The sequence below is a fragment of the Actinoplanes awajinensis subsp. mycoplanecinus genome (assembly GCF_001509495.1).
Lineage (GTDB): Bacteria > Actinomycetota > Actinomycetes > Mycobacteriales > Micromonosporaceae > Actinoplanes > Actinoplanes palleronii.
On the sequence record NZ_LLZH01000025.1, the window covers coordinates 119747 to 139909 of the forward strand.

Consider the following 20163-nt stretch of genomic DNA (forward strand, 5'->3'; position numbering starts at 1 on the left):
GGCCGCCGGCGAGAGGAATGCCGCCGAGAGGATCAGGCCGACGACAAGAGGAATACCGCCGAGAGGATCAGCTCGCTGATGAGGTTTTCACCAGCGTGCGGATCTGGCGGAGCAGGACCGACAGCGCCGCCAGATCTGCCGGTGAGTCGTCCACGTCGCCCATCGCGTTGGAGGCCCGGGCGATCGACGCCGCGTTCACCTGCTCCCACTGGGAGACACGGTCCTCCGGGGCCACCGTGGCCTCGGTCGACTGCAGGACCTCGGCCGTGAGTGCGGCCAGGGCCGCGTACAGGTCGTAGCGGAGGGCCATCCGGGCCAGGGTCTGCCAGCGGTCGCCCCGCGGGAGGCGGGAGATGTGCGACAGGAGCGCGTCGACGCCGAAGCGTTCCGAGAGGACGAAGTAGACCTTCGCCACCTCGGTGACGTCCCGGTCGATGCCGGCCGCCGTCTCCAGGATGTCCAGCAGGCCGAAGCCGTAGAACACCCGGCTGATCGCGTCGGCGATGTCGGACGGCACGCCCTTCTCGGCCAGGGTCGCGACGCGCTGCTCGAACGAGCGGCGTTCCGCGCCGACGAGCACCTCCGGCAGCTGGGGCAGCAGGGTCGCGACGCCGGGGCGCAGCTTGGCGATCTCGCCGGCCACGTCGACCGGGGAGCGCCGGGTGCTGACCAGCCAGCGGACCGCGCGGTCGAGCAGCCGCCGGGTCTCCAGGAAGACCAGCGTCTGCGCGGGCGTCGGCACCCGGTTGTCCAGCGCCTCGGCGGCCGCCCAGATCTCCGGGAGGCCGTAGACGTCGCGGATCACCACGTACGCGCGGATCACGTCGGCGGCGGAGGCACCGCTCTCCTCCATGGCGCGGAAGACGAACGACGTGCCGCCCCGGTTGACCACCTCGTTGACCAGCGAGGTCGAGATGATCTCGCGGCGCAGGCGGTGGCCGGCCATCCGGGCGGCGTACCGCTCGCGCAGCGGGGTCGGGAAGTACCGGTGCAGCACCTGGTTGGTCCAGGCCTCGTCGACCAGCTCGTCGGCGAGCACCTCGCGCTCCAGGTTGATTTTCACGTACGCGAGCAGCACCGCGAACTCCGGCGCGCTCAGCCCCTCGCCGGCCTCGTGCCGGGCGGCCAGCTCCTTGTCGGTGGGCAGCGCCTCGAGCTCCCGGTTCAGCACACCCCGCTGCTCCAGGGTGGTCAGCATCCGGCGGTGCACCGGCAGCAGCGAGTGCGCCTGCGACCGTGCGTTGCCGAGCGCCGTCGCCTGCTCGTAGTTGTCCCGCAGCACCAGCGCGCCGACCTCGTCGGTCATCGCGGCCAGCAGCTCGTCCCGCTCGGGCATCGACAGTTCGCCGTCGGTGACCGCCCCGCCGAGCAGGATCTTGATGTTGACCTCGTGGTCGGAGCAGTCCACCCCGGCCGAGTTGTCGATGAAGTCGGTGAACACCCGGCCACCGGCCCGGGCGAACTCGATCCGCCCGCGCTGGGTCAGCCCCAGGTTGCCGCCCTCGCCGACCGCCTTGACCCGCAGCTCGGCCCCGTTCACCCGGATCGCGTCGTTGCCCTTGTCGCCCACGTCGGCGTGCGATTCGGCGGCCGCTTTCACGTACGTGCCGATGCCGCCGTTGAAGAACAGGTCGACCGGCGCCTTGAGGATGGCCCGCATCAGCTCACCGGGGCTGATCGCGGCGGCCTCGCCGGGCAGGTCGAGCGCCGCCCGGACCTCCGCGCTGACCGGGATCGACTTGGCCGTCCGCGGGTAGATCCCGCCGCCCTCGCTGATCAGCTTGGCGTCGTAGTCGGCCCACGACGAGCGCGGCAGGTCGAACAGCCGCTGCCGTTCCGCGTACGACAGAGCCGCGTCCGGCGCCGGATCCAGGAAGATGTGCCGGTGGTCGAACGCCGCCACCAGCCGGATGTGCCGCGACAGCAGCATGCCGTTGCCGAAGACGTCGCCGGACATGTCACCGACGCCGACCACGGTGAAGTCCTCGGTCTGGGTGTCCTTGCCCAGGTCGCGGAAGTGCTTCTTGACCGACTCCCAGGCGCCCCGGGCGGTGATACCCATCTTCTTGTGGTCGTAGCCCGCGGAGCCCCCGCTGGCGAACGCGTCGCCGAGCCAGAACTCCTTGCGGACCGAGATCTCGTTGGCGATGTCGCTGAACGTCGCGGTGCCCTTGTCCGCGGCCACCACCAGGTACGGGTCGTCGCCGTCGTGGCGCACCACGTCGTGCGGCGGCACGATCTTGCCGCTCAGGATGTTGTCGGTGACGTCCATCAGCGCGGTGATGAAGCGCTTGTAGCACTCCACCGCCTCGTCCCGGTCGCCCGGCTTCTGCTTGAGCACGAAGCCGCCCTTGGCGCCGACCGGCACGATCACCGAGTTCTTCACCATCTGCGCCTTGACCAGCCCGAGCACCTCGGTCCGGAAGTCCTCCCGGCGGTCCGACCAGCGCAGGCCACCGCGGGCGACGGCGCCGAAGCGCAGGTGCACACCTTCGAAACGGGGTGAGTAGACGAAGATCTCGTACTTCGGGCGGGGCTGCGGCAGGTCCGGGATGGCCTCCGGGTTCAGCTTGAACGCGACGTAGGACTTGGGCCGCCCGTCCGCACCCCGCTGGAAGAAGCTGGTCCGCAGGGTCGCCTCGATCAGGGTCAGGTACGACCGCAGGATCCGGTCCTGGTCGAGGCTCTCCACCTGGTCGAGCAGCTCGGTGACCTGCACCGCGACCTCGGACGACCGGCGCACCCGCTCCGACTCGCCGATCTGCAGCGCGGGCGAGAACCGCACCTCGAAGAGCTGCACGAGCAGCCGGGCGATCTCCGGGTACGCGATGAACGTCGATTCCAGGTACCGCTGCGAGAAGACGCTGCCCGCCTGGCGCAGATATTTCGCGTACGCCCGGAGCACCACCACCTGCCGCCAGGTGAGCCCGGCCCGCAGCACCAGCTCGTTGAAACCGTCCACCTCGGCCTCACCGCGCCAGGCGGCCGCGAACGCGTTCTCCACCTGTGGTCGCACCTCACCCAGCTCCCGGTGCACCTTGGGCGGGGTCAGGCCGAAGTCGTACAGGTAGACCAGCCCGTCGTCGCGGCGGATCTCGTACGGCCGCTCGTCGCTGACCTGCACGCCCAGCGAGTGCAGCACCGGCAGCACGGCGGAGAGCATCATCGGCTCGCCGAACCGGTACACCTTGAACCGGATGTCGTGCTCGTCCGGCTCCGGTGCCCCGTCGGCGCCGAGCTTGCGCCGCCGGTAGAGGTGCATCTCCAGCTGGCCGGGCTCCTCGAGCAGCTCCAGCTTGGCCAGGTCCTGCATGCCCTCGTACGGCGTGTGCCCGTTCTTGTAGCTCTCCGGGTAGGCGTGCGCGTACCGGTTGAACAGGTTCTTGGCCGGCTCGTCGCCCAGCTTGCGCTCGAGCACCAGGGAGAAGTCGTCGTCCCACATCCGGGTGGCGTCGGCGAGCAGCTCGGCGAGTGTGTTCGGGTCGAGGTTCCCGGGTGGCGCGGCCGGGTCGGTGCGCACGATGAAGTGCACCCGCGCCAGCATCCGCTCGGTCACCCGGGTGGTGTAGTCGACGCCGACGCCGTTCAGCTCGCGCAGCAGGATCTCCTGCATGCGCAGCCGGTTGCCGGTGGTGAACCGGTCCCGGGGCAGGTAGATCAGGCAGGAGATGAACCGCCCGTACCCGTCCCGGCGCAGGAACAGGCGCAGCTGGCGACGGCCGGCCATCCGCAGCACGCCGATGACCGCCTCGTACAGATCATCGGTTTTGATCTGGAACAACTCGTCGCGCGGATAGGTCTCCAGGATCTGCAGCAGGTCCTTGCCGGAGTGCCCGCGCGGCGACAGGCCGGAGCGGTCCATCACCTCGGTGACCTTGCGCTTGACCACCGGCAGCTGCCGGACGCTGGTCCGGTACGCCGAGCTGGAGAACAGGCCGAGGAAGCGGCGCTCGCCGGTGACGTTGCCCTCGCGGTCGAAGACCTTGACGCTGATGTAGTCGAGATAGGCGGAGCGGTGCACGGTGGCCCGCGAGTTCGCCTTGGTGATCACCAGCAGCCGCTTCTCCATGGCCCGCTGGTACGCCTCCGGCGCCATCGTGTCGAGCCGCCGCGGCCGGCTCTCGCCACGCAGGATGCCCAGACCGGTGCCGTGCACGGCGGTCAGGACCCCGCCGTCGAGCCGGTACTCGCGGTACCCGAGGAACGTGAAGTGATCGTTCGCCAGCCACTTGAGCAGCTCGATCGAGTCGGTGACGTCCTTCTCCGGGACCGGGAGCCGCTTCTCCGAGCCACGGGCGGCAGCCAGCTCGTCGGAGATCACCAGGGCCCGCTGCTTCATCCGCGGCCAGTCCTCGACCGCCTCGCGCACGTCGGTGAGCACCCGGCGGACCTCGTTGAGCAGCTGCTCGCGGGCCTCGGCGCGGCGGACCGGGTCGATCTCGATCCGGATCCAGCTCTCCACCAGGTCGCCCTCGATGGCGTCGTCCGGTTCGACGTCCGACTCCAGCTCGCTGAGCGCGCCGAGCGGCTCGCGCCGCACCACGATCAGCGGGTGCACCATCAGGTGGACCTGCAGGTTGTGCGCGGTCAGCAGCGCTATCACCGAGTCGACCAGGAACGGCATGTCGTCGGTGACGATCTGCAGCACGGTGTGCGACTGCGACCCGGTCGGCTCGGTGAGCGCGAGCTTCAGCTCGCCCGGCAGCCGGTTGCGGGCCAGGTCGCGGTGCTCGACCGCGGCCCGGTACATCTCCTCCGGGGTGTACCCGATCAGCTCCTCGTCGGGTGCGAACCGCCAGAAGCGGCCGACCAGCAACGCCGTGCCGTGATCCTCGCCGGCCCGCTCGAGCGCCTGAGCGACCATCCGCTCGGCGTTCGGCAGCGGTTCGTCGAGCTCATCGGGGTCGCTGGAGGTGCCGAGCCGCCCGGTGAGGGCGAGCCCGGGACCTGGCCCCGGTAAGTCGGGCACAGAGTGATCAGAATCGGCCCCTGCCTGATCGGCGACAGCCATGGTCCGGCGCTCCCCTCACCCACCGCACTGTGGGTTCTGAACGTGTCGGGCACAGCGTAGAACGCCCGGGTGCGACTGCTTCACACCCAGGGTGTGCCAGCCCGACAGGTGGGCTGATATGCGAGGTATCGACCGGTGCCGGGCGGCGCGAACCGGCTTGCGGCGGCTACCGTTCCGGGAAGTCCTGCCAGTCGTACCCTCGGGGGGAAACCTCATGCGCCGCGCCACCATCGGATTGACGACTCTGCTCGTGCTGGTCACGAGCGGACTGGCCGGCTGCTCCGAGGACGAGCCACAGGACACCGTCGTGGACTTCCTCAACGGCTGGAAGAACGGCGACCTGAGCAAAGTCGGCTTTCTGACCGCGGCCGGCCAGAAGATCGCCGCGACCGAGGTGCTGACCGGGATCACGTCGTTCTACGGCGACCTCAAGGACCAGCCGCTGGACGTCGCGGTGGCCGGCGACGCCAAGGTCACCGGCGACGACTCGACCACCCCGATCGACGTGAAGTGGACCCTGCCCGGCAACGTGACCTGGGCGTACCGGTCCGCGGTCCGGATGACCAAGGGCAAGGACGCCTGGCAGGTGATCTGGGAACCCGCCGTGCTCCAGCCCGACCTGCAGCCCGGCGAGAAGTTCCGGCTGCGCCGGGTCGCCGCCCAGCGCGGCACCATCCTGGACGCCACCGGCAAGGCGCTGGTCGGGCCGCAGGAGGTGGTGGTGGTCGGGGTCAGCCCCGAGAAGATCAAGGATCTGCCGTCGCTGACCACGTCGCTCGCCGCGGCGTTCAAGAAGATCGCCGTGGATGTCGACCTCGCCACGCTCAAGGCCCGGGTCGCCAAGGCCGACGACGGCGCCTTCCTCGATCTGGTCAGCCTGCGCCGGGCCGACTACAACAAGATCAGAGATATCGTACGACCACTGCCGGGCACCGTCTTCCGTGAGGAGACGCGCCAGCTCGCGCCCACCCGCGTCTTCGCCCGGGCCCTGCTCGGGTCGGTCGAGCCGGCCACCAAGGACGACCTGGACACCCGGCCCGACGAGCTGGCCGTCGGTGACCAGGTCGGGCACGGCGGCCTGCAGGGCAAGTACGACAAGCAGCTGCGCGGCGTACCCGGTCTGGCCGTGGTGATCTCCGCGGAGGCCGCCGACGAGTCGGTCGAGGAGTCCCCGGTCTTCACCTCGAAGCCGGTCGACGGCACGTCCGTGAAGATCACCCTGGACACCGCCACCCAGAACGCGGCCGACCAGGCGCTCGCCATCCAGAAACAGCCAAGCTCGCTGGTGGCGCTGCGGGTCAGCGACGGCGCGGTGCTCGCGGTGGCGAACGGGCCCGACCCGGGCGGGGTGAACACCGCGCTGACCGGCCAGGTGCCGCCCGGCTCCACCTACAAGATGATCTCGGCGTACGGGCTGCTGGCCTCGAAGAAGGTCACCGCGGACACGGTGGCCGACTGCCCGAAGACCCGGACCGTCGACGGCCGGACGTTCAAGAACTCGCACGACGAGGCGCTCGGCAAGGTGCCGTTCCACGTCGACTTCGCCAAGTCGTGCAACACCGCGTTCGTCGGGCTGTCACCGACGCTGGGCGCGGACGGGCTGGCGAGTGCGTCCAGCGCGCTGGGCATCGGCGGGGGCTGGGACATCGGGCTCGACGCGTACACCGGAAAGGTCTCACCCGGAGCGACGCCCACCGAACTCGCGGCCGCCACCTTCGGTCAGGGCAGCACCGCGGTCAGTCCGATCGCGATGGCCGCCGCGACCGCGGCGGTCGCCAAGGGCGCGTTCCAGGCGCCGAAGCTGGTGCTGGACCCGGCGCCCGCGGCCGGCGCCGCGCCCGGCGCACTGGACGCGGCCGCGCTGGACGCCTTGCGGTCGATGATGCGCGAGGTGGTCACCTCAGGCACCGGTACGGCGTTGAAGAGTGTCCCGGGCAAGCCGGTCTACGGCAAGACCGGCACCGCCGAGTTCGCCGACGACTCGGAGGAGACGCACTCCTGGTTCATCGGCTACCAGGGTGACGTCGCCTTCGCCGTGATGGTGCAGAAGGGCGGCGCGGGCTCGGAGGCGGCGGTGCCGATCGTGAAGCGCTTCCTGACCACCCTGGCCAAGTGACGGCAGGCCCGACGAACTGGCGTCAGGCGACGCTGGGCGGGAAGGGCGGCCCGAAGCGCGGGGCGTGCAGGGTGAACCCGCCGGTCGCCGGCGGGTCGGCGGGCGGCCGGGGGCGCAGCATGCCGGGCCGGGTGGCCGGCAGCGGCTCGGAGTCGAGCAGCGGCGCCGAGCCCAGCGGCCGGGACAGCAACCGGGACGTCGGGGCGAGCGGACCCGCCGCGACCGGCTGAGGCTCCTCCTCCTCCGCCGGGGAGTCCTCGGCGGCCGGCGCCGGCGTCAGATCGTGACCGGCCGGATCGTGGTGGTCCTGGTCCGGGTGATCGGTTTCGGACCCGGCCTCGGATTCCGCTGTCGGCTCGTCGGCGACGTCGGGTTCGCCGTCCACCTCGGGGCCGAGGTCGGATCGCTCGGCGACACCCGCCTCGTCGTGGACGCCGGCATCGTCGGCTTCCTCGACGTCGACCGGAACGACCGGCGACACCAACTCCGTGGCCTCGTCCTCGTCGGCGGCGGCAGGATCCGGACGGAGTTCGGCCGAGCCGTTCCGCGAGAGGGGATCAGCCGTCGGAAGATCCTCCGGCGAGTGCGGGTGGGCCGGGGATCCGCCGGACACCTCGTCATCGATGGCATCAGCCTCCGCCGGATCGGGACCGGCATCGGCCTCCGGCGCGACCACAGCGACGTCCGCGACCACAGCGACCTCCGCCACAGCAGCGACCTCCGCCACCACAGCGACGTCCGCGACAGCCGCGGCCGCCGCCGGGGCGGCCGTCGCCGGGGCGGCCGTCGCCGGGGCGGCCGTCGCCGGGGCGGCCGTCGCCGGGGCGGCCGGGACCACCGGGATCCCGATCCGCCGCCCGTCCGGCTGAGCCGCCAGGTCGCGCCGCGCGGCGATCAGATCCGGTCGCGGCGTCACCGTCCGGACCGGCGCCAGCCCGCTCACCACCGCCGAGGTGATCTCCTCGGCGTAGCGGCCGTCCGGGTCGTAGTCCGGGTCGAAGACGGTGAGCTCCACGCCGAGGCAGTGCGGGGAGTCGACCAGCCCGGCCAGCAGCAGCTCCAGCTCCGGGAACGCGATGCCACCGGGATCCGGCGCGTCCACGGCCGGCATCACCGCCGGGTCGAGCACGTCGACGTCCACGTGCACCCAGTACCCGGCGCAGTCGACGAGCTGCTCCTTGGCCCACTGCGCGCTGCGGGCGGCGCCCTCGGCACGCAGGGCCGGCACCGGGCGGGTGACGATCCCGGCGGCCTGCAGGTCGAGGCGGTACTCGTCCTGGGCCCGGATGCCGAGCACCACCACGTCGATGTCCCGGAAGTACGGCCGGCGGCTCTCGATCGCCGCCAGGTTCGCCTGACCCCGGCCGGTCACCAGGGCCAGGTCCTCGCCGGCCGCCGCGCCGACGTACGACGCGTTGCCGGGGTGCCGGAAGTCGGAGTGCCCGTCCACGAAGACCAGCCCGATCCGGCCGCCGACCGCCTCGCCCAGCCGGTGCATGGCCAGGCCGGAGCCGATGAGTATCGAGCAGTCCCCGCCGAGCACGACCGGGAACTCCCCGCCGTCGATGATCGCGCCGATCCGATCGGCGAGCGCCCGGGAGTACGCCGCGATCTCGGCGGCGTGCGCGACGCCGTCGCCGGGCCGCCAGTCACCCGGGTCGTACCGGGGCGGGGTGAGACAGCCGGCGTCCCGGGCGGCGAGCCGGGGCAGCAGACCGTGGTCGCGGAGGGCGCCGGGCGCCTTGGCACAGCCCGGCACCGACGTCGCGGTCGGCGGACGCAGGCCGAGGTTGGACGGCGCGTCCAGAACGGCGATGCGTCGCACGACGCCCTCCCGCTTGTCTCGAAAAAACTGTTGGGTCAGAAGAGTGCGCTGGCCAGCGCCCGTCGTGCTCCCGCGACGGCCGGGTCGTCCGGTCCGGCGACGGCGAAGAGCGACAGCAGGTGCTTGCGTACCGCGTCACGATCCTCTCCGGCGGTCCGCTTGACCAGCCGCACCAGCCGGGCATATGCCTCGTCGGCCTGCCCGTTGAGCACCTCGACGTCGGCGGCGAGCCGCTGCGCCGCCAGGTCGTCGGGGTCGGCGTCGGCCCGGGCCAGCACCGACGCCGGGTCCTGACCGCTGATCCGGCGGTACAGCTCGACCTGCGCCAGGCCGGACTCGGCGGCGGCGTCGGCCGGCGACTCGGCCAGGATCTTCTTGTACGCCGCCTCGGCCGCGTCCAGATCACCGACCATCAGCGCGTCGTCGGCCGCGTCCAGTCGCGGGTCCTCGGGCGCGGTCACCGCCGCGCCGACCCCGGCCACACCGGCGGCCTTGAGCACCGCGTCGATGTACTGCTTGATCTGGCTCTCCGGCAGCACGCCGGTGAAGCCCTCGACCGGCTGCCCGCCGATCACCGCGAGCACCATCGGGATGCCCTGCACCCGGAACGCCTGGGCGAGGCGCGGGTTGGCGTCCACGTCGACCTTGCCGAGCACCCAGGTGCCCTGCGCGGCGACGGCCAGCTTCTCCAGGATCGGGGAGAGCTGCTTGCACGGACCGCACCAGTCGGCCCAGAAGTCGAGGACCACCGGGGTGGTGAGCGAGCGCTCCAGAACCTCGGTCTCGAAGTTCGCCTCGCTGATATCGATGATCGTTTCCGGGGCGAGGCCCGGTAGGGTGCCGGGAACCGTGCCGGTCGGGGTGCCGTCGGAAGCGGCGGGACGGCTCGGCGCGGCCGGTTTGGCGGGTGCCGGGGCACGCAGCGCGCTGAGGTCGACCGCGCCGCGGGTGAAGATCGACGGAGTGGTCCGTGGGTCGCTCATGGTTACCTAGTCTTGCATGCTGTCCGGCCTGTTCGCGCCGACGCCGGGCGGCCGATATCGGACGTCACAACCCGCCCACCCGGACCGGCCCCCGGCACGGCCGTCACGTCAGAATCGGGCCGGCTCCCGGTACACGCCCCACTCGTCCTTCAGCACCCCGCAGATCTCGCCGAGCGTCGCCTCGGCCCGGGCCGCCTCGAGCATCGCCGGGATCATGTTGCCGGTGGTCCGGGCGACCGCGACCAGCTCCTCCAGCGCGGTCTTGACCCGCGCCTCGTCCCGCTGCTCCCGGCGCTCCGCGAGGGCGCGGTTCTGCTCCACCTCGACCTCGTGCGACACCCGGAGGATCTCCAGGTCCTTGGCGATGGTCTTCATGTGCGCGTTGACGCCGACGATCCGCTTCGCGTTCGTCTCCACCGACTGCTGGTGCACGAAGGCCGCCTCGGCGATGTGCGCGGTGAACCAGCCGTCCTCGATGCCGCGCAGGATGCCCGAGGTGATGCTGCCGTCGTCACCGAGCCCGCGGATCCGCTCGAAGATCTCCTCGGCCTCCGCCTCGATCCGGTCGGTGAGCGCCTCGACATACCAGGAGCCGCCGAGCGGGTCGGCCACGTTGACCACCCCGGTCTCCTCCATCAGCACCTGCTGGGTGCGCAGGGCGATCTCGGCGGACTCGTCGGTGGGCAGCGCGAGCGTCTCGTCGAGCGCGTTGGTGTGCAGCGAGTTGGTCCCGCCGAGGATCGCGGAGAGCGCCTCGACGGCGGTACGCACCACGTTGTTGACCGGCTGCTGCGCGGTCAGCGACACCCCGGCGGTCTGCGTGTGGAACCGCAGCCAGAGCGCCTTCTCACTGGTCGCGCCGTACTCGTCGCGCAGGTGCCGGGCCCAGATCCGCCGGGCGGCGCGGAACTTGGCGATCTCCTCGAAGAAGTCGATGTGCGCGTCGAAGAAGAAGCTGAGCCCGGGCGCGAACACGTTGACGTCCAGGCCCCGGGACAGGCCGAGTTCGACGTACCCGAAGCCGTCGGCCAGCGTGTACGCCAGCTCCTGCGCGGCGGTCGCCCCGGCCTCGCGGATGTGGTAGCCGCTGACCGACAGCGGCTTGTACTTCGGGATCTCCCGGGCGCAGTACTCCATCAGGTCGCCGATCAGGCGCAGGTGCGGCTCGGGTTCGAAGAGCCACTCCTTCTGCGCGATGTACTCCTTGAAGATGTCGGTCTGCAGCGTGCCGTCGAGCTTGCTCAGGTCGGCGCCCTGCCGCTCCGCGGCCACCAGGTACATCACGAAGACCGGGACGGCCGGGCCGGAGATGGTCATGCTGGTCGTGACGTCCTGCAGCGGGATGTCGGCGAACAGCACGTCCATGTCGGCCGCCGAGTCGATCGCCACGCCGCAGTGGCCGACCTCGCCGAGCGCGACCGGGTCGTCGGAGTCGCGGCCCATCAGGGTCGGCATGTCGAAGGCCACGCTGAGCCCGCCACCGCCGGCCGCCAGGATCATCTTGTATCGCTCGTTGGTCTGCCGCGCGTTGCCGAACCCGGCGAACTGCCGGATCGTCCAGGTCCGCCCGCGGTACCCGGTCGGGTAGAGCCCTCGCGTGTACGGGAACTCGCCGGGCCAGCCGATCCGCTCGAAACCGGGGTAGGTCGCCCCGGGCTGTGGCCCGTAGACCGGCTCCACCTGGTTGCCGGAGAGCGTGGTGAAGTCGGCGTCCCGTTTGCGTGCGGCGTCGTAGCGGCGCTGCCAGCGCTCGCGCCCGGCCTCGATGTCGGATGCGTCCATGGGCACCATCCTAATCGCAGAACTGAACGATTACTAAGGTCCGGAAGCCGACGAGGACAAGGGATTTCCCCACTACCGCCGGGTAACCGGAACGGGGAGAGTCAGGCCGGGACATTTCCATCCCCCACCAGGCCCCGGCAGCGCCCGCCACGCTGCCGGGGTTTCCCGTCTCACCCGGCCGCGGGCAGCGGGGGCAGCCGGTGGTCGAGGATCCAGGCCTGCGGATCGCCCTTGCGCATCAGCAGCGTGAACAGGGCCGGCATCATCGCGTCCCGGATCGCCGCGCCGACCGGGCCGAGCACCTTGCCGCTGTTGCCGCGCCGGCCGTGTGCCGCCACCTTCCGCACCCGGGGACGGCGGGCCGCCGCGTACGCCGCGAGGCCGGCCGCCGGCTCCCGGTGCTCGCGCAGGCTGTGCCCGAGCACCACGGCGTCCTCGATCGCCTGCGAGGCACCCTGCCCCGAGGTCGGCGCCAGCGCGTGCGCCGCGTCACCGACGAGCACGGTACGGGTGTCGTGCCACACCCGTACCGAAAAGAGGTCTTCGGTGTTCCAGGGTCCGACGATCTCGTCGCTGGCCTTGATCAACTCGGCGGCCGGCGACGACGGGTCGTCCTCGAACAGCGTGATCAGGTGGGCCCGCCAGGACGCCGCGGTGAACGTGCCGGGCCCGATCGGCTGCTTGGCCGGCGGGTTCGCGAACCACCAGACCGAACCGTCCGGCGCGGTGGCCCAGCCGAAGAACGCCCGCTTGCCGAACGCCATCTGCATCACCCCGGGCGGCGCGGCCAGGCCCGGTGCGACCGGTCCGGCGGTGAACCCGCCCGCGTTGAGCAGGCCCAGGTAGTGCGGCTCGGGCCCGGCCGGGTCCAGCGACCGGCGGGTCCGCGAGCGCAACCCGTCCGCGCCGACGAGCAGATCGGCCTGGACCCGGCGGCCGTCGGCGAACTCCGCCTCGACCCGGTCCGGCCCGGTGACCGCGCCGGTCAGGGCCGCGCCGTAGACGATCGGAATGCCGCGCGCCTCGACCTCGGCGCGCATCGCGGCGTAGAGGTCCGAGCGCCGGATCGTGGTGGTGGCGAGCCCGGGGCCGGAGCGCGGCCCGCCCAGCGGCAGCTCGGCGAGCACCCGCCCGGACGCGCCGCGCAGCGCCATCACCGGGGTCGGGAAGCCCTTGGCCAGCACCTTTTCCGGGTCCAGACCGAGGGAGCGGAGCGCGTGCAGCCCGTTCACCGCGACGGTGAGGAACGCGCCGCGCTCGTCGGCGACACCGCGCTCGTGACGCTCGTGGACGACCGGGGCGAACCCGGCACTCTGCAGGGCGATGGCCGCGGCGGTGCCGGCGATGCCACCCCCGATCACGGCAGCTTCTTTAGTCATGAGATGACTATCCATACAATGACTATGCGGCGTCAAGGGATCGTAGGCTGCTTGGCATGAAGCGCTCCCCACTGGCGACCCTGTTGCTGGCTCTGCTCGTGGAGGCGCCGATGCACCCGTACCGGATGTTGCAGGTGATCAAGGAGCGCGGTCAGGACCAACTGGTCAACGTGGCGCAGCGCAACAGCGTCTACCAGGCCCTCGACCGGCTGGTGCGTGAAGGTCTGGCCCGCGCCGGGGAGACCACCCGGGAGGCCGGGCGGCCGGAACGCACCGTCTACGAGGTGACCGAGGAGGGCGCCGCCACGCTGCACCGCTGGCTGCTCGAGATGCTGCCGGCCCCGGCCCGCGAGTTCCCGGAGTTCCCGGTGGCGCTGGCGTTCCTGGCGCTGCTCGGCCCGGCACAGACCCGTGACCTGCTCACCCGCCGCGCCGACGCGGTGCAGGAGCGCCTCACCGCGCTCGAGGCACAGGCCCCGCCCGGCCTGCCCCGGCTCTTCCTGCTCGAGGACGAGTACCGCGCCGCCGTCCTGCGCGCCGAGCTGACCTGGCTGCGCGGCGTCGTCACCGACCTGGAGAACAACACCCTGACCTGGGACCGCGCCCTGATCGAGCAGACGCTCACCCAGTTCTCCGGCTGAGACCACCCGGCACGCGCGAGGCCGCCCGCACGTCCGCTCAACCCTTTTCCGGTACGGATACGGAGCGCTCGTCCGCAGGCTACGAGCCACGTCCCGCCCGTGAGGCCGGCGCGACGCCCGCGGCCGCACCGGACCGCAGCGCGCCTCCCGGTCACGGACTCCCGCCGCGAGACCGTGGCCACTCCCGGCCGCAGCGCGCCTCCCGGCCCCGGCTGGTGCTCAGGGGTGTCTCAAGCACCCGGAGGCACCCCTGAGCACCAGCCGGGGAACCGCGAGCGTGCCTGCCGCCCGGGGCCGAGCGGTCAGCGGGTCGCTTCGAGGCCGGTGACCAGTTCGTCGGCCGCGGCGTACGGATCAATCGCCCCGTCCGCGACCCGGGCCGCGAGGTCCACGAGTGCCGTGCCCCCGCGGAGATCGCCGATCCGGGCCCGCAGCGTGCCCAGCGCCAGCGCCGAGATCTCCGCGGCGGCCCGCCGTTCCCGCCGGGTCCGCAGCTCGCCGGTGTCGGTCAGCCAGGCGCGGTGCTTGCCGATCGCGGCCACCACGTCGTCGATGCCCTCGTTCTTCACCGCGACCGCGCGGACCACCAGCGGCCGCCAGTCCCCGGCGGTGCGCTCGCCGAGCGCCAGCATCCCCTGAATGTCCCGGTACGTGTTGTCCGCACCCGGCCGGTCCGCCTTGTTGATCACAAAGACGTCGGCGATCTCCAGCACGCCGGCCTTGACCGCCTGGATCGCGTCGCCCATGCCCGGCGCGAGCAGCACCAGCGTGGTGTCGGCCAACGAGGCGATCTCCACCTCGGCCTGGCCCACCCCGACCGTCTCGACCAGGACCACGTCGCAGCCGGTGCCCTCGAGCACCCGGACGGCCTGCGGGGTGGCCGCGGAGAGCCCGCCGAGCTGACCGCGACTGGACATCGAGCGGATGTAGACGCCCGGATCCGCGGTGTGTTCCTGCATCCGCACCCGGTCGCCGAGGATGGCACCCCCGGTGAACGGGCTGGACGGGTCCACGGCCAGCACACCGACCCGGTGCCCGGCCAGGCGCAGCGCGCGGACCAGCTCGTTCGTCGTGGTCGACTTGCCGACGCCGGGAGCGCCGGTGAGGCCGACCACCTGGGCCCGGCCGGCGTAGGGCGCCATGGCCGCGGCGACCTCGGGCAGCGCCGGGTCGCCGTTCTCCACCAGGGTGATCAGCCGGGCCACCGACCGCGCGTCACCCTCCCGAGCCCTTGCGACCAGGGAGGGGACATCACGCAAACGACTCACGCGGGAACTTTAATGATCAGGGCGTCACCCTGACCACCACCGCCGCAGAGACCCGCCGCGCCGGTCCCCCCGCCGCGCCGCTTCAGCTCCAGAGCCAGGGTGAGGACCAGCCGGGCGCCGGACATCCCGATCGGGTGGCCGAGAGCGATCGCCCCGCCGTTCACGTTGACCTTCTCCTCGCCGACCTTCAGCTCCCGCATCGACTGGATGACCACCTGCGCGAACGCCTCGTTGATCTCGATGAGGTCGAGGTCGTCCACGGTCAGCCGGGCCTTCTCCAGCGCGTGCTTGATCGCGTTGGCCGGCTGCGACTGCAGCGAGCTGTCCGGGCCGGCCACGTTGCCGTGCGAGGTGATCTCGGCGAGCCAGGTCAGGCCCAGCTCCTCGGCCTTGGCCCGGCTCATCACCACGACCGCGGCCGCGCCGTCGGAGATCGGCGACGCGGTCGCCGCCGTGATCGTCCCGTCCGGGGCGAACGCCGGCCGCAGCTTGGCCAGCGACTCGGCGGTGGTGCCGGGCCGGACGCCCTCGTCGGTGTCGATCGGGCCGGGTGCCTTCCGGTCGCCGGACGGCACCGGGGCGATCTCCTCGGCGAACCGGCCGGTGTGCTGCGCCTGCGCGGCCCGCCGGTGGCTGAGCGCGGCGAACTCGTCCTGCGCGGCCCGGCTGATGTCCAGGCTCGCGCCGCTGGTCTCGGTGGACTCGCCCATCGAGACGCCGGCCCACGGGTCGGTCAGCCCGTCCAGCGCCATGTGGTCGCGGACCACGACGTCGCCGAACTTGGTGCCCTGCCGCTGGTTGATCAGGTGGGGGGCGTTCGTCATCGACTCCATGCCGCCGGCCACCACGATGTCGTACTCGCCGGCGCGGATCAGCTGGTCGGCGAGGGCGATCGCGTCCAGGCCGGAGAGGCACACCTTGTTGACGGTGAGCGCCGGGGTGGTCATCGGGATGCCGGCCGCGACGGCGGCCTGGCGGGCCGGGATCTGCCCGCAGCCGGCCTGCAGCACCTGGCCCATGATGACGTACTGGACCTGGTCGGGGGCGACGCCGCCACGGGACAGCGCGGCGGCGATGGCGTGCCCGCCGAGGGCGGTGGCGGGCAGGTTCTTGAGGTTGCCGAGCAGGCGCCCCATCGGGGTACGGGCGCCACTGACGATCACGGAGGTGGTCACGAGTCATGTCCGATCTGCGACGGCCGGGTGACGGGAGCGGGCACCCGGGGCAGCCTTAACGATGGGTCAGGTCAGAGACTAACGGCATGACAGACCACGCATCGAGTGCCACCCATCCCGAGAATGTCACATTCTCCGGAGTCGAATTGTTGCGTATCGACCACGTCGGTATAGCTGTGGCGGATTTGGACGAAGCCATCCGCTTCTATGGAGAAACGCTTGGTTTGCGTTGTGTGCACCAAGAAACCAATGACGAACAAGGCGTACGGGAAGCCATGCTCGCGGTCGGCGACGACACCGGTCCCCGGATCCAGTTGCTCGCCCCGCTGCGACCGGATTCGGCCATCGCGAAGTTCCTCGACCGCAGCGGTCCGGGGCTGCAGCAACTCGCCTACACGGTGGCCGATGTGGAGGCCGCCGCCGACGCTCTGCGGGCCCGCGGCCTGCGGTTGCTCTACGACACGCCGCGGCGCGGCACCGCCGGATCGCGGATCAACTTCGTCCACCCGAAGGACGCCGGCGGCGTCCTGGTCGAGTTGGTCGAGCCCGCGGGGGTACACCGGTCGGGTGATTCAGCCTGACGTGAGCCCGGTCTCCTGGCAGGATCAGCCCCATTGAGCAGGGCCGACCACCCCGAACGCGGGGTTGCGCTCACCCGAAACCCCGAGTCAGCAGGTGGCGACGGGACGACGTCGGACCGGCCGGTGAGTGACGGGCGTCCCCCGAACGGCCCGCCACCCGGCTGCGGTCCAGGTCAAAGCTGATCTACATTGGGGTTCGACTGCCGTTCCGCCCTTGCATGTCCGCTCCCTTCTCGCCAGGATGGCGCAATGCCCCAGCAGCAGGATCAGAACCTGGCCTTCTTCGAGACCGCGAATACGCAGCACGACTTCACCGTTGTCCTGCGTGGTTACGACCGCCACCAGGTCGACGGACACATCGGCCGGCTGCTCGCCGCGCTGAACCAGTCCGAGCAGGCCCGCGGTGAAGCCGAGCAGCGGATGAACGACGCCCAGCGCCGGCTCCGCCAGGCTGAGCAGCGGCTGAACGTGCTGGAGCAGAAACTCGCCGACAGCAACAAGCTGCTCGAGGAGAACAACCGGCCGACGCTCTCCGGGCTGGGCACCCGGGTGGAGCAGATCCTGCGGCTCGCCGAGGAACAGGCAAACGACCACCGCAGCGAGGCCAAGCGGGAGAGCGAGGGCATCCTCTCCGCAGCTCGGCTGGAAGCGCGGGAGATCACCGACAAGGCTCGCGCCGAGGCCGCCGCCATGAAGGCGACCGCCGAGCGGGAGGCCGGTCAGGTCCGCACGCACGCCGAGCGGGAGGCCGCGGAGGCCCGGGTCCAGGCCCGGCGCGAGGCCGACACGCTCCGCTCGGACGCCGACCGCGAGACCAAGCAGCTGCGTACGGTCACCGCGCACGAGGTCGCCGAGCTCAAGTCGACCACCGAGCGGGAGGTCGCCTCGCTGCGCGCCACCGCCGAGCGGGAGATCACCCAGGCCCGGGCGAAGGCCGGCCGGGAGGCCGAGGAGAAACGCGCCGAGGCCACCAAGCTGCTCGCCGACGCCCGCGACAAGCGCGACAAGGACCTGCAGGCACTGGCCCTGGAGATCGCCGAGCGCCGGGAGAAGGCCGAGACCGAGGAGTCACAGCGGCACGCCGCCCAGGTTGCCGCGACCCAGAAGATGATCTCCGAGGCCGAGCAGCGGGCCCGCGCCGCCGAGGACCGCGCCAAGGAGATCTCGCAGCACGCCGAGAGCCGCCGGATCGAGTCCGAGCGCACCGCCGGTGAGACCATCGACAAGTCCCGGGCGCTCGCCGAGAAGACCGTCTCGGAGGCCCGCTCGGAGGCCAACCGTCTGCTCAGCGAGGCCCGGACCGAGTCCGAGCTGACCACCCAGGCGGCCCGCCGCGAGGTCGAGGACCTCACCCGGCAGAAGGACGCGGTCACCAACCAGTTGGGCCAGATGTTGTCCGGTCTGTCCGGCCTGGTGCCCGGCGTCGGTGCCGCTCCGGCCGCGAAGGCGGCTGCCGAGGCGGCCAAGCCGGCTCAGCCCGCGCCGCAGCCCAGCGCGCCGCAGGCCGCCGCTCAGCCGGCCGCGCAGACCGATCAGGACGCGGCCGAGGCCGGCGACGAGCCGGTGGCGGCACAGACCAATTCGTGACCGGCTGTCCCGGTCTCTGAAGTTGCGGACTCCCCGGGAGTGCGCGACGGTGAGTCAGGCCGGGTGGTTTTTGTGACTCAGGCCGTACCGGAGTTTCTCCGGTACGGCCTGACTCGTTGGGGCGCGTAGCCTAGGTTTCGCGCCCGTCCGGTCGGACAATTTGGTAACTACCCGCATGGTCCCCATCAGTCCGGTGTGTATCACCACGCTCCGGGACCATGCGTATGTGAGGATGGAGAGCATGTCGCACGGCGGTGAAATCTTCGGTCTTGGCGGAGAATCGGCCCCCGAGCCCAGCTTCGAAACCGCCCTACGTGGTTACGAACGCAAGCAGGTCGAGCGCTACGTCGCCCGCGCCGAGAACGAGATCGCCGCCTTGGCCGCCGAGCGCGAGCAGGCCTATTCGCAGATCCAGGCGATGGCCGCGCAGATCGAGCGGCTCCAGCAGGAGATCACGCAGACCCGGCGCAACACCGGCATCACCGGCGAGGTCTCGTTCCGGCACCTGGGCCCCCGGGTCGAGCAGATCCTGGCGCTCGCCGAGGAACAGGGCGAGGCGATCAAGGCGTCGGCCACCGACGACATCGCCGGCCGGCTCGCCGAGGCGGAGCGGATCCGGGCCGAGGCCGAGGCGCACGCGCACGACGGCATCCGGGACTTCGAGATCGCGCTGGCCGCCCGCCGCGCGGAGGAGGAGAAGGTCGACACCGCCAAGCGCTCCGCCGCGGACAAGGCCGTCGCCAACGCCCGGCAGTCCGCCGAGCAGATCCGCGTCGAGAGCGAGGCCCTGCTCGCCCGGGCCCGCGCCGAGGCCCAGCACCTGGGTGACAAGGCCGCGAGCGACGCCCAGCGGGCCCGCGCCGAGGTCGACGGCTACGTGCAGTCCACCCGCATGCAGGCCGAGCAGGAGCTCAAGGCGCTGCGGGAGAAGACCAACCAGGAGATCACCACTCGCCGTGCCGACGCGGACCGGGAGCACGCCGACCTCAAGGCCGCCGTGGACCACGAGCTCGCGCTGCGCCGGCACGCGGTGATCGAGGAGCTCGGCCAGATGCGCTCCGGTGTCGAGAAGCAGTGCGCCGACCTGCGCAGCGAGGCCGACAAGTACGCCGAAGAGGTGCTGCGCCGCTCCGACGAGCAGGCCACCGCCACCCGCAAGGAGCTGGCCGCCCACCAGGACAAGATCGCCAAGGCGGTCAGCGAGTTCGAGGCCGCCCAGGCCAAGGTCGCCGAGGCCGACCAGCGACTGGCCGCCGCTCAGGAGCTGGCCCAGGCCGGCGAGCGGGAGACCGAGCAGGTCAAGCAGGGCCTGGCCGAGGCCACCAAGGAGCTGGAGAGCACGCTGCAGCGGGTCACCGAGGCGAAGCGGGCCGGTGAGGCCGCCGAGCGGCACGCCGCCGACGTCCGCCGGCAGGTGCAGCGCGAGGCGAAGCGGGTGGCCGAGCTGGCCGCCGCCGCGGTGATGGCCGCCGCCGCCTCACCGGAGGTGCCCGACCCGGAGGCCGGCCGGCACGACGAGTTCCACGACGCCGAGCCCACGCCCGCCACTCCCGCGGCTGTCGCTCCCGCACCGGCCACCCCTGCGCCTGCCACGCCGTCCGCTCCCGCAGTCGGCACGCACGCGGTGCCCACCGAGAATCCCGGCTCGCACGCCGAGAAGACCGGCACCCACGCGGCCACCGAGGCGCAGCCGGCCAAGGTGACCGCCTCGGCCAAGGTCACCGTCCCGCAGGCGAGCCGGGTGTCCGCGGACGCGGAGTAACCGGGTCGACGGCCGTCGCCCGGCAGGGTTAACCTCCGGGCTTCGGCGGTCTG

11 protein-coding genes and 1 pseudogene are annotated in these 20163 nt (G+C 71.8%); 5 read left to right on the top strand and 7 right to left on the bottom strand.

The window, feature by feature from the left end; all coding sequences use genetic code 11:
• Nucleotides 1–67: 67 nt before the first annotated feature.
• On the bottom strand, nt 68–5011 hold the full coding sequence (locus tag ADL15_RS06610) for an NAD-glutamate dehydrogenase (RefSeq protein ID WP_067685744.1): 4944 nt from the start codon (nt 5009–5011) through the stop codon (nt 68–70).
• 214 nt (nt 5012–5225) lie between these two features.
• Here ADL15_RS06610 and ADL15_RS06615 point away from each other — a divergent pair, with 214 nt between their 5' ends.
• The gene (locus tag ADL15_RS06615) at nt 5226–7127 is read left to right on the top strand and encodes a penicillin-binding transpeptidase domain-containing protein (protein WP_067685748.1); all 1902 of its coding nucleotides are present in this window, start codon (nt 5226–5228) and stop codon (nt 7125–7127) included.
• Between the two features lie 748 nt (nt 7128–7875).
• Here ADL15_RS06615 and ADL15_RS55065 read toward each other — a convergent pair.
• The 4 genes and pseudogenes from ADL15_RS55065 to ADL15_RS06635 all read right to left on the bottom strand — a co-directional run.
• A pseudogene (locus ADL15_RS55065) lies at nt 7876–8991 on the bottom strand (arginase family protein); the annotation flags it as partial.
• On the bottom strand, nt 8988–9935 hold the full coding sequence (locus tag ADL15_RS06625; protein ID WP_067685752.1) for a tetratricopeptide repeat protein: 948 nt from the start codon (nt 9933–9935) through the stop codon (nt 8988–8990). The pseudogene ADL15_RS55065 and the gene ADL15_RS06625, both read right to left, overlap by 4 nt.
• Before the next feature lie 108 nt (nt 9936–10043).
• Entirely contained in the window at nt 10044–11717 is a 1674-nt protein-coding gene (locus ADL15_RS06630) for an acyl-CoA mutase large subunit family protein (RefSeq protein ID WP_067685754.1), read from the bottom strand.
• 170 nt (nt 11718–11887) lie between these two features.
• The gene (locus ADL15_RS06635; protein ID WP_067685756.1) at nt 11888–13096 is read right to left on the bottom strand and encodes an FAD-dependent oxidoreductase; all 1209 of its coding nucleotides are present in this window, start codon (nt 13094–13096) and stop codon (nt 11888–11890) included.
• Nucleotides 13097–13152: 56 nt separating this feature from the next.
• Here ADL15_RS06635 and ADL15_RS06640 point away from each other — a divergent pair, with 56 nt between their 5' ends.
• Complete coding sequence (locus tag ADL15_RS06640; protein WP_067685758.1) at nt 13153–13737, top strand: PadR family transcriptional regulator; 585 nt, start codon at nt 13153–13155, stop codon at nt 13735–13737.
• 302 nt (nt 13738–14039) lie between these two features.
• Here the strand turns inward: ADL15_RS06640 and meaB are convergent, their stop codons facing one another.
• The gene (gene meaB / locus ADL15_RS06645) at nt 14040–15005 is read right to left on the bottom strand and encodes a methylmalonyl Co-A mutase-associated GTPase MeaB (RefSeq protein ID WP_067685760.1); all 966 of its coding nucleotides are present in this window, start codon (nt 15003–15005) and stop codon (nt 14040–14042) included.
• Nucleotides 15002–16180 (bottom strand): acetyl-CoA C-acetyltransferase, encoded by a 1179-nt coding sequence (locus tag ADL15_RS06650; protein WP_083970967.1) that lies wholly within the window; start codon nt 16178–16180, stop codon nt 15002–15004. The genes meaB and ADL15_RS06650 overlap by 4 nt, the downstream gene beginning before the upstream one ends.
• A gap of 86 nt (nt 16181–16266) precedes the next feature.
• On the opposite strand from ADL15_RS06650, the gene mce reads away from it, so the two are divergent.
• The 3 genes from mce to ADL15_RS06665 all read left to right on the top strand — a co-directional run bounded on the left by mce (nt 16267) and on the right by ADL15_RS06665 (nt 20110).
• Nucleotides 16267–16761, top strand: coding sequence for a methylmalonyl-CoA epimerase (gene mce, locus ADL15_RS06655; protein WP_067685762.1), 495 nt, complete (start codon nt 16267–16269; stop codon nt 16759–16761).
• 249 nt (nt 16762–17010) lie between these two features.
• Nucleotides 17011–18348 carry a cell division protein DivIVA gene (locus ADL15_RS06660; protein ID WP_067685764.1) on the top strand — a complete coding sequence of 446 codons (1338 nt, stop codon included), beginning with the start codon at nt 17011–17013 and terminating at the stop codon, nt 18346–18348.
• A gap of 232 nt (nt 18349–18580) precedes the next feature.
• The gene (locus ADL15_RS06665) at nt 18581–20110 is read left to right on the top strand and encodes a Laminin subunit beta-1 (protein ID WP_232343937.1); all 1530 of its coding nucleotides are present in this window, start codon (nt 18581–18583) and stop codon (nt 20108–20110) included.
• Nucleotides 20111–20163 lie beyond the last annotated feature (53 nt).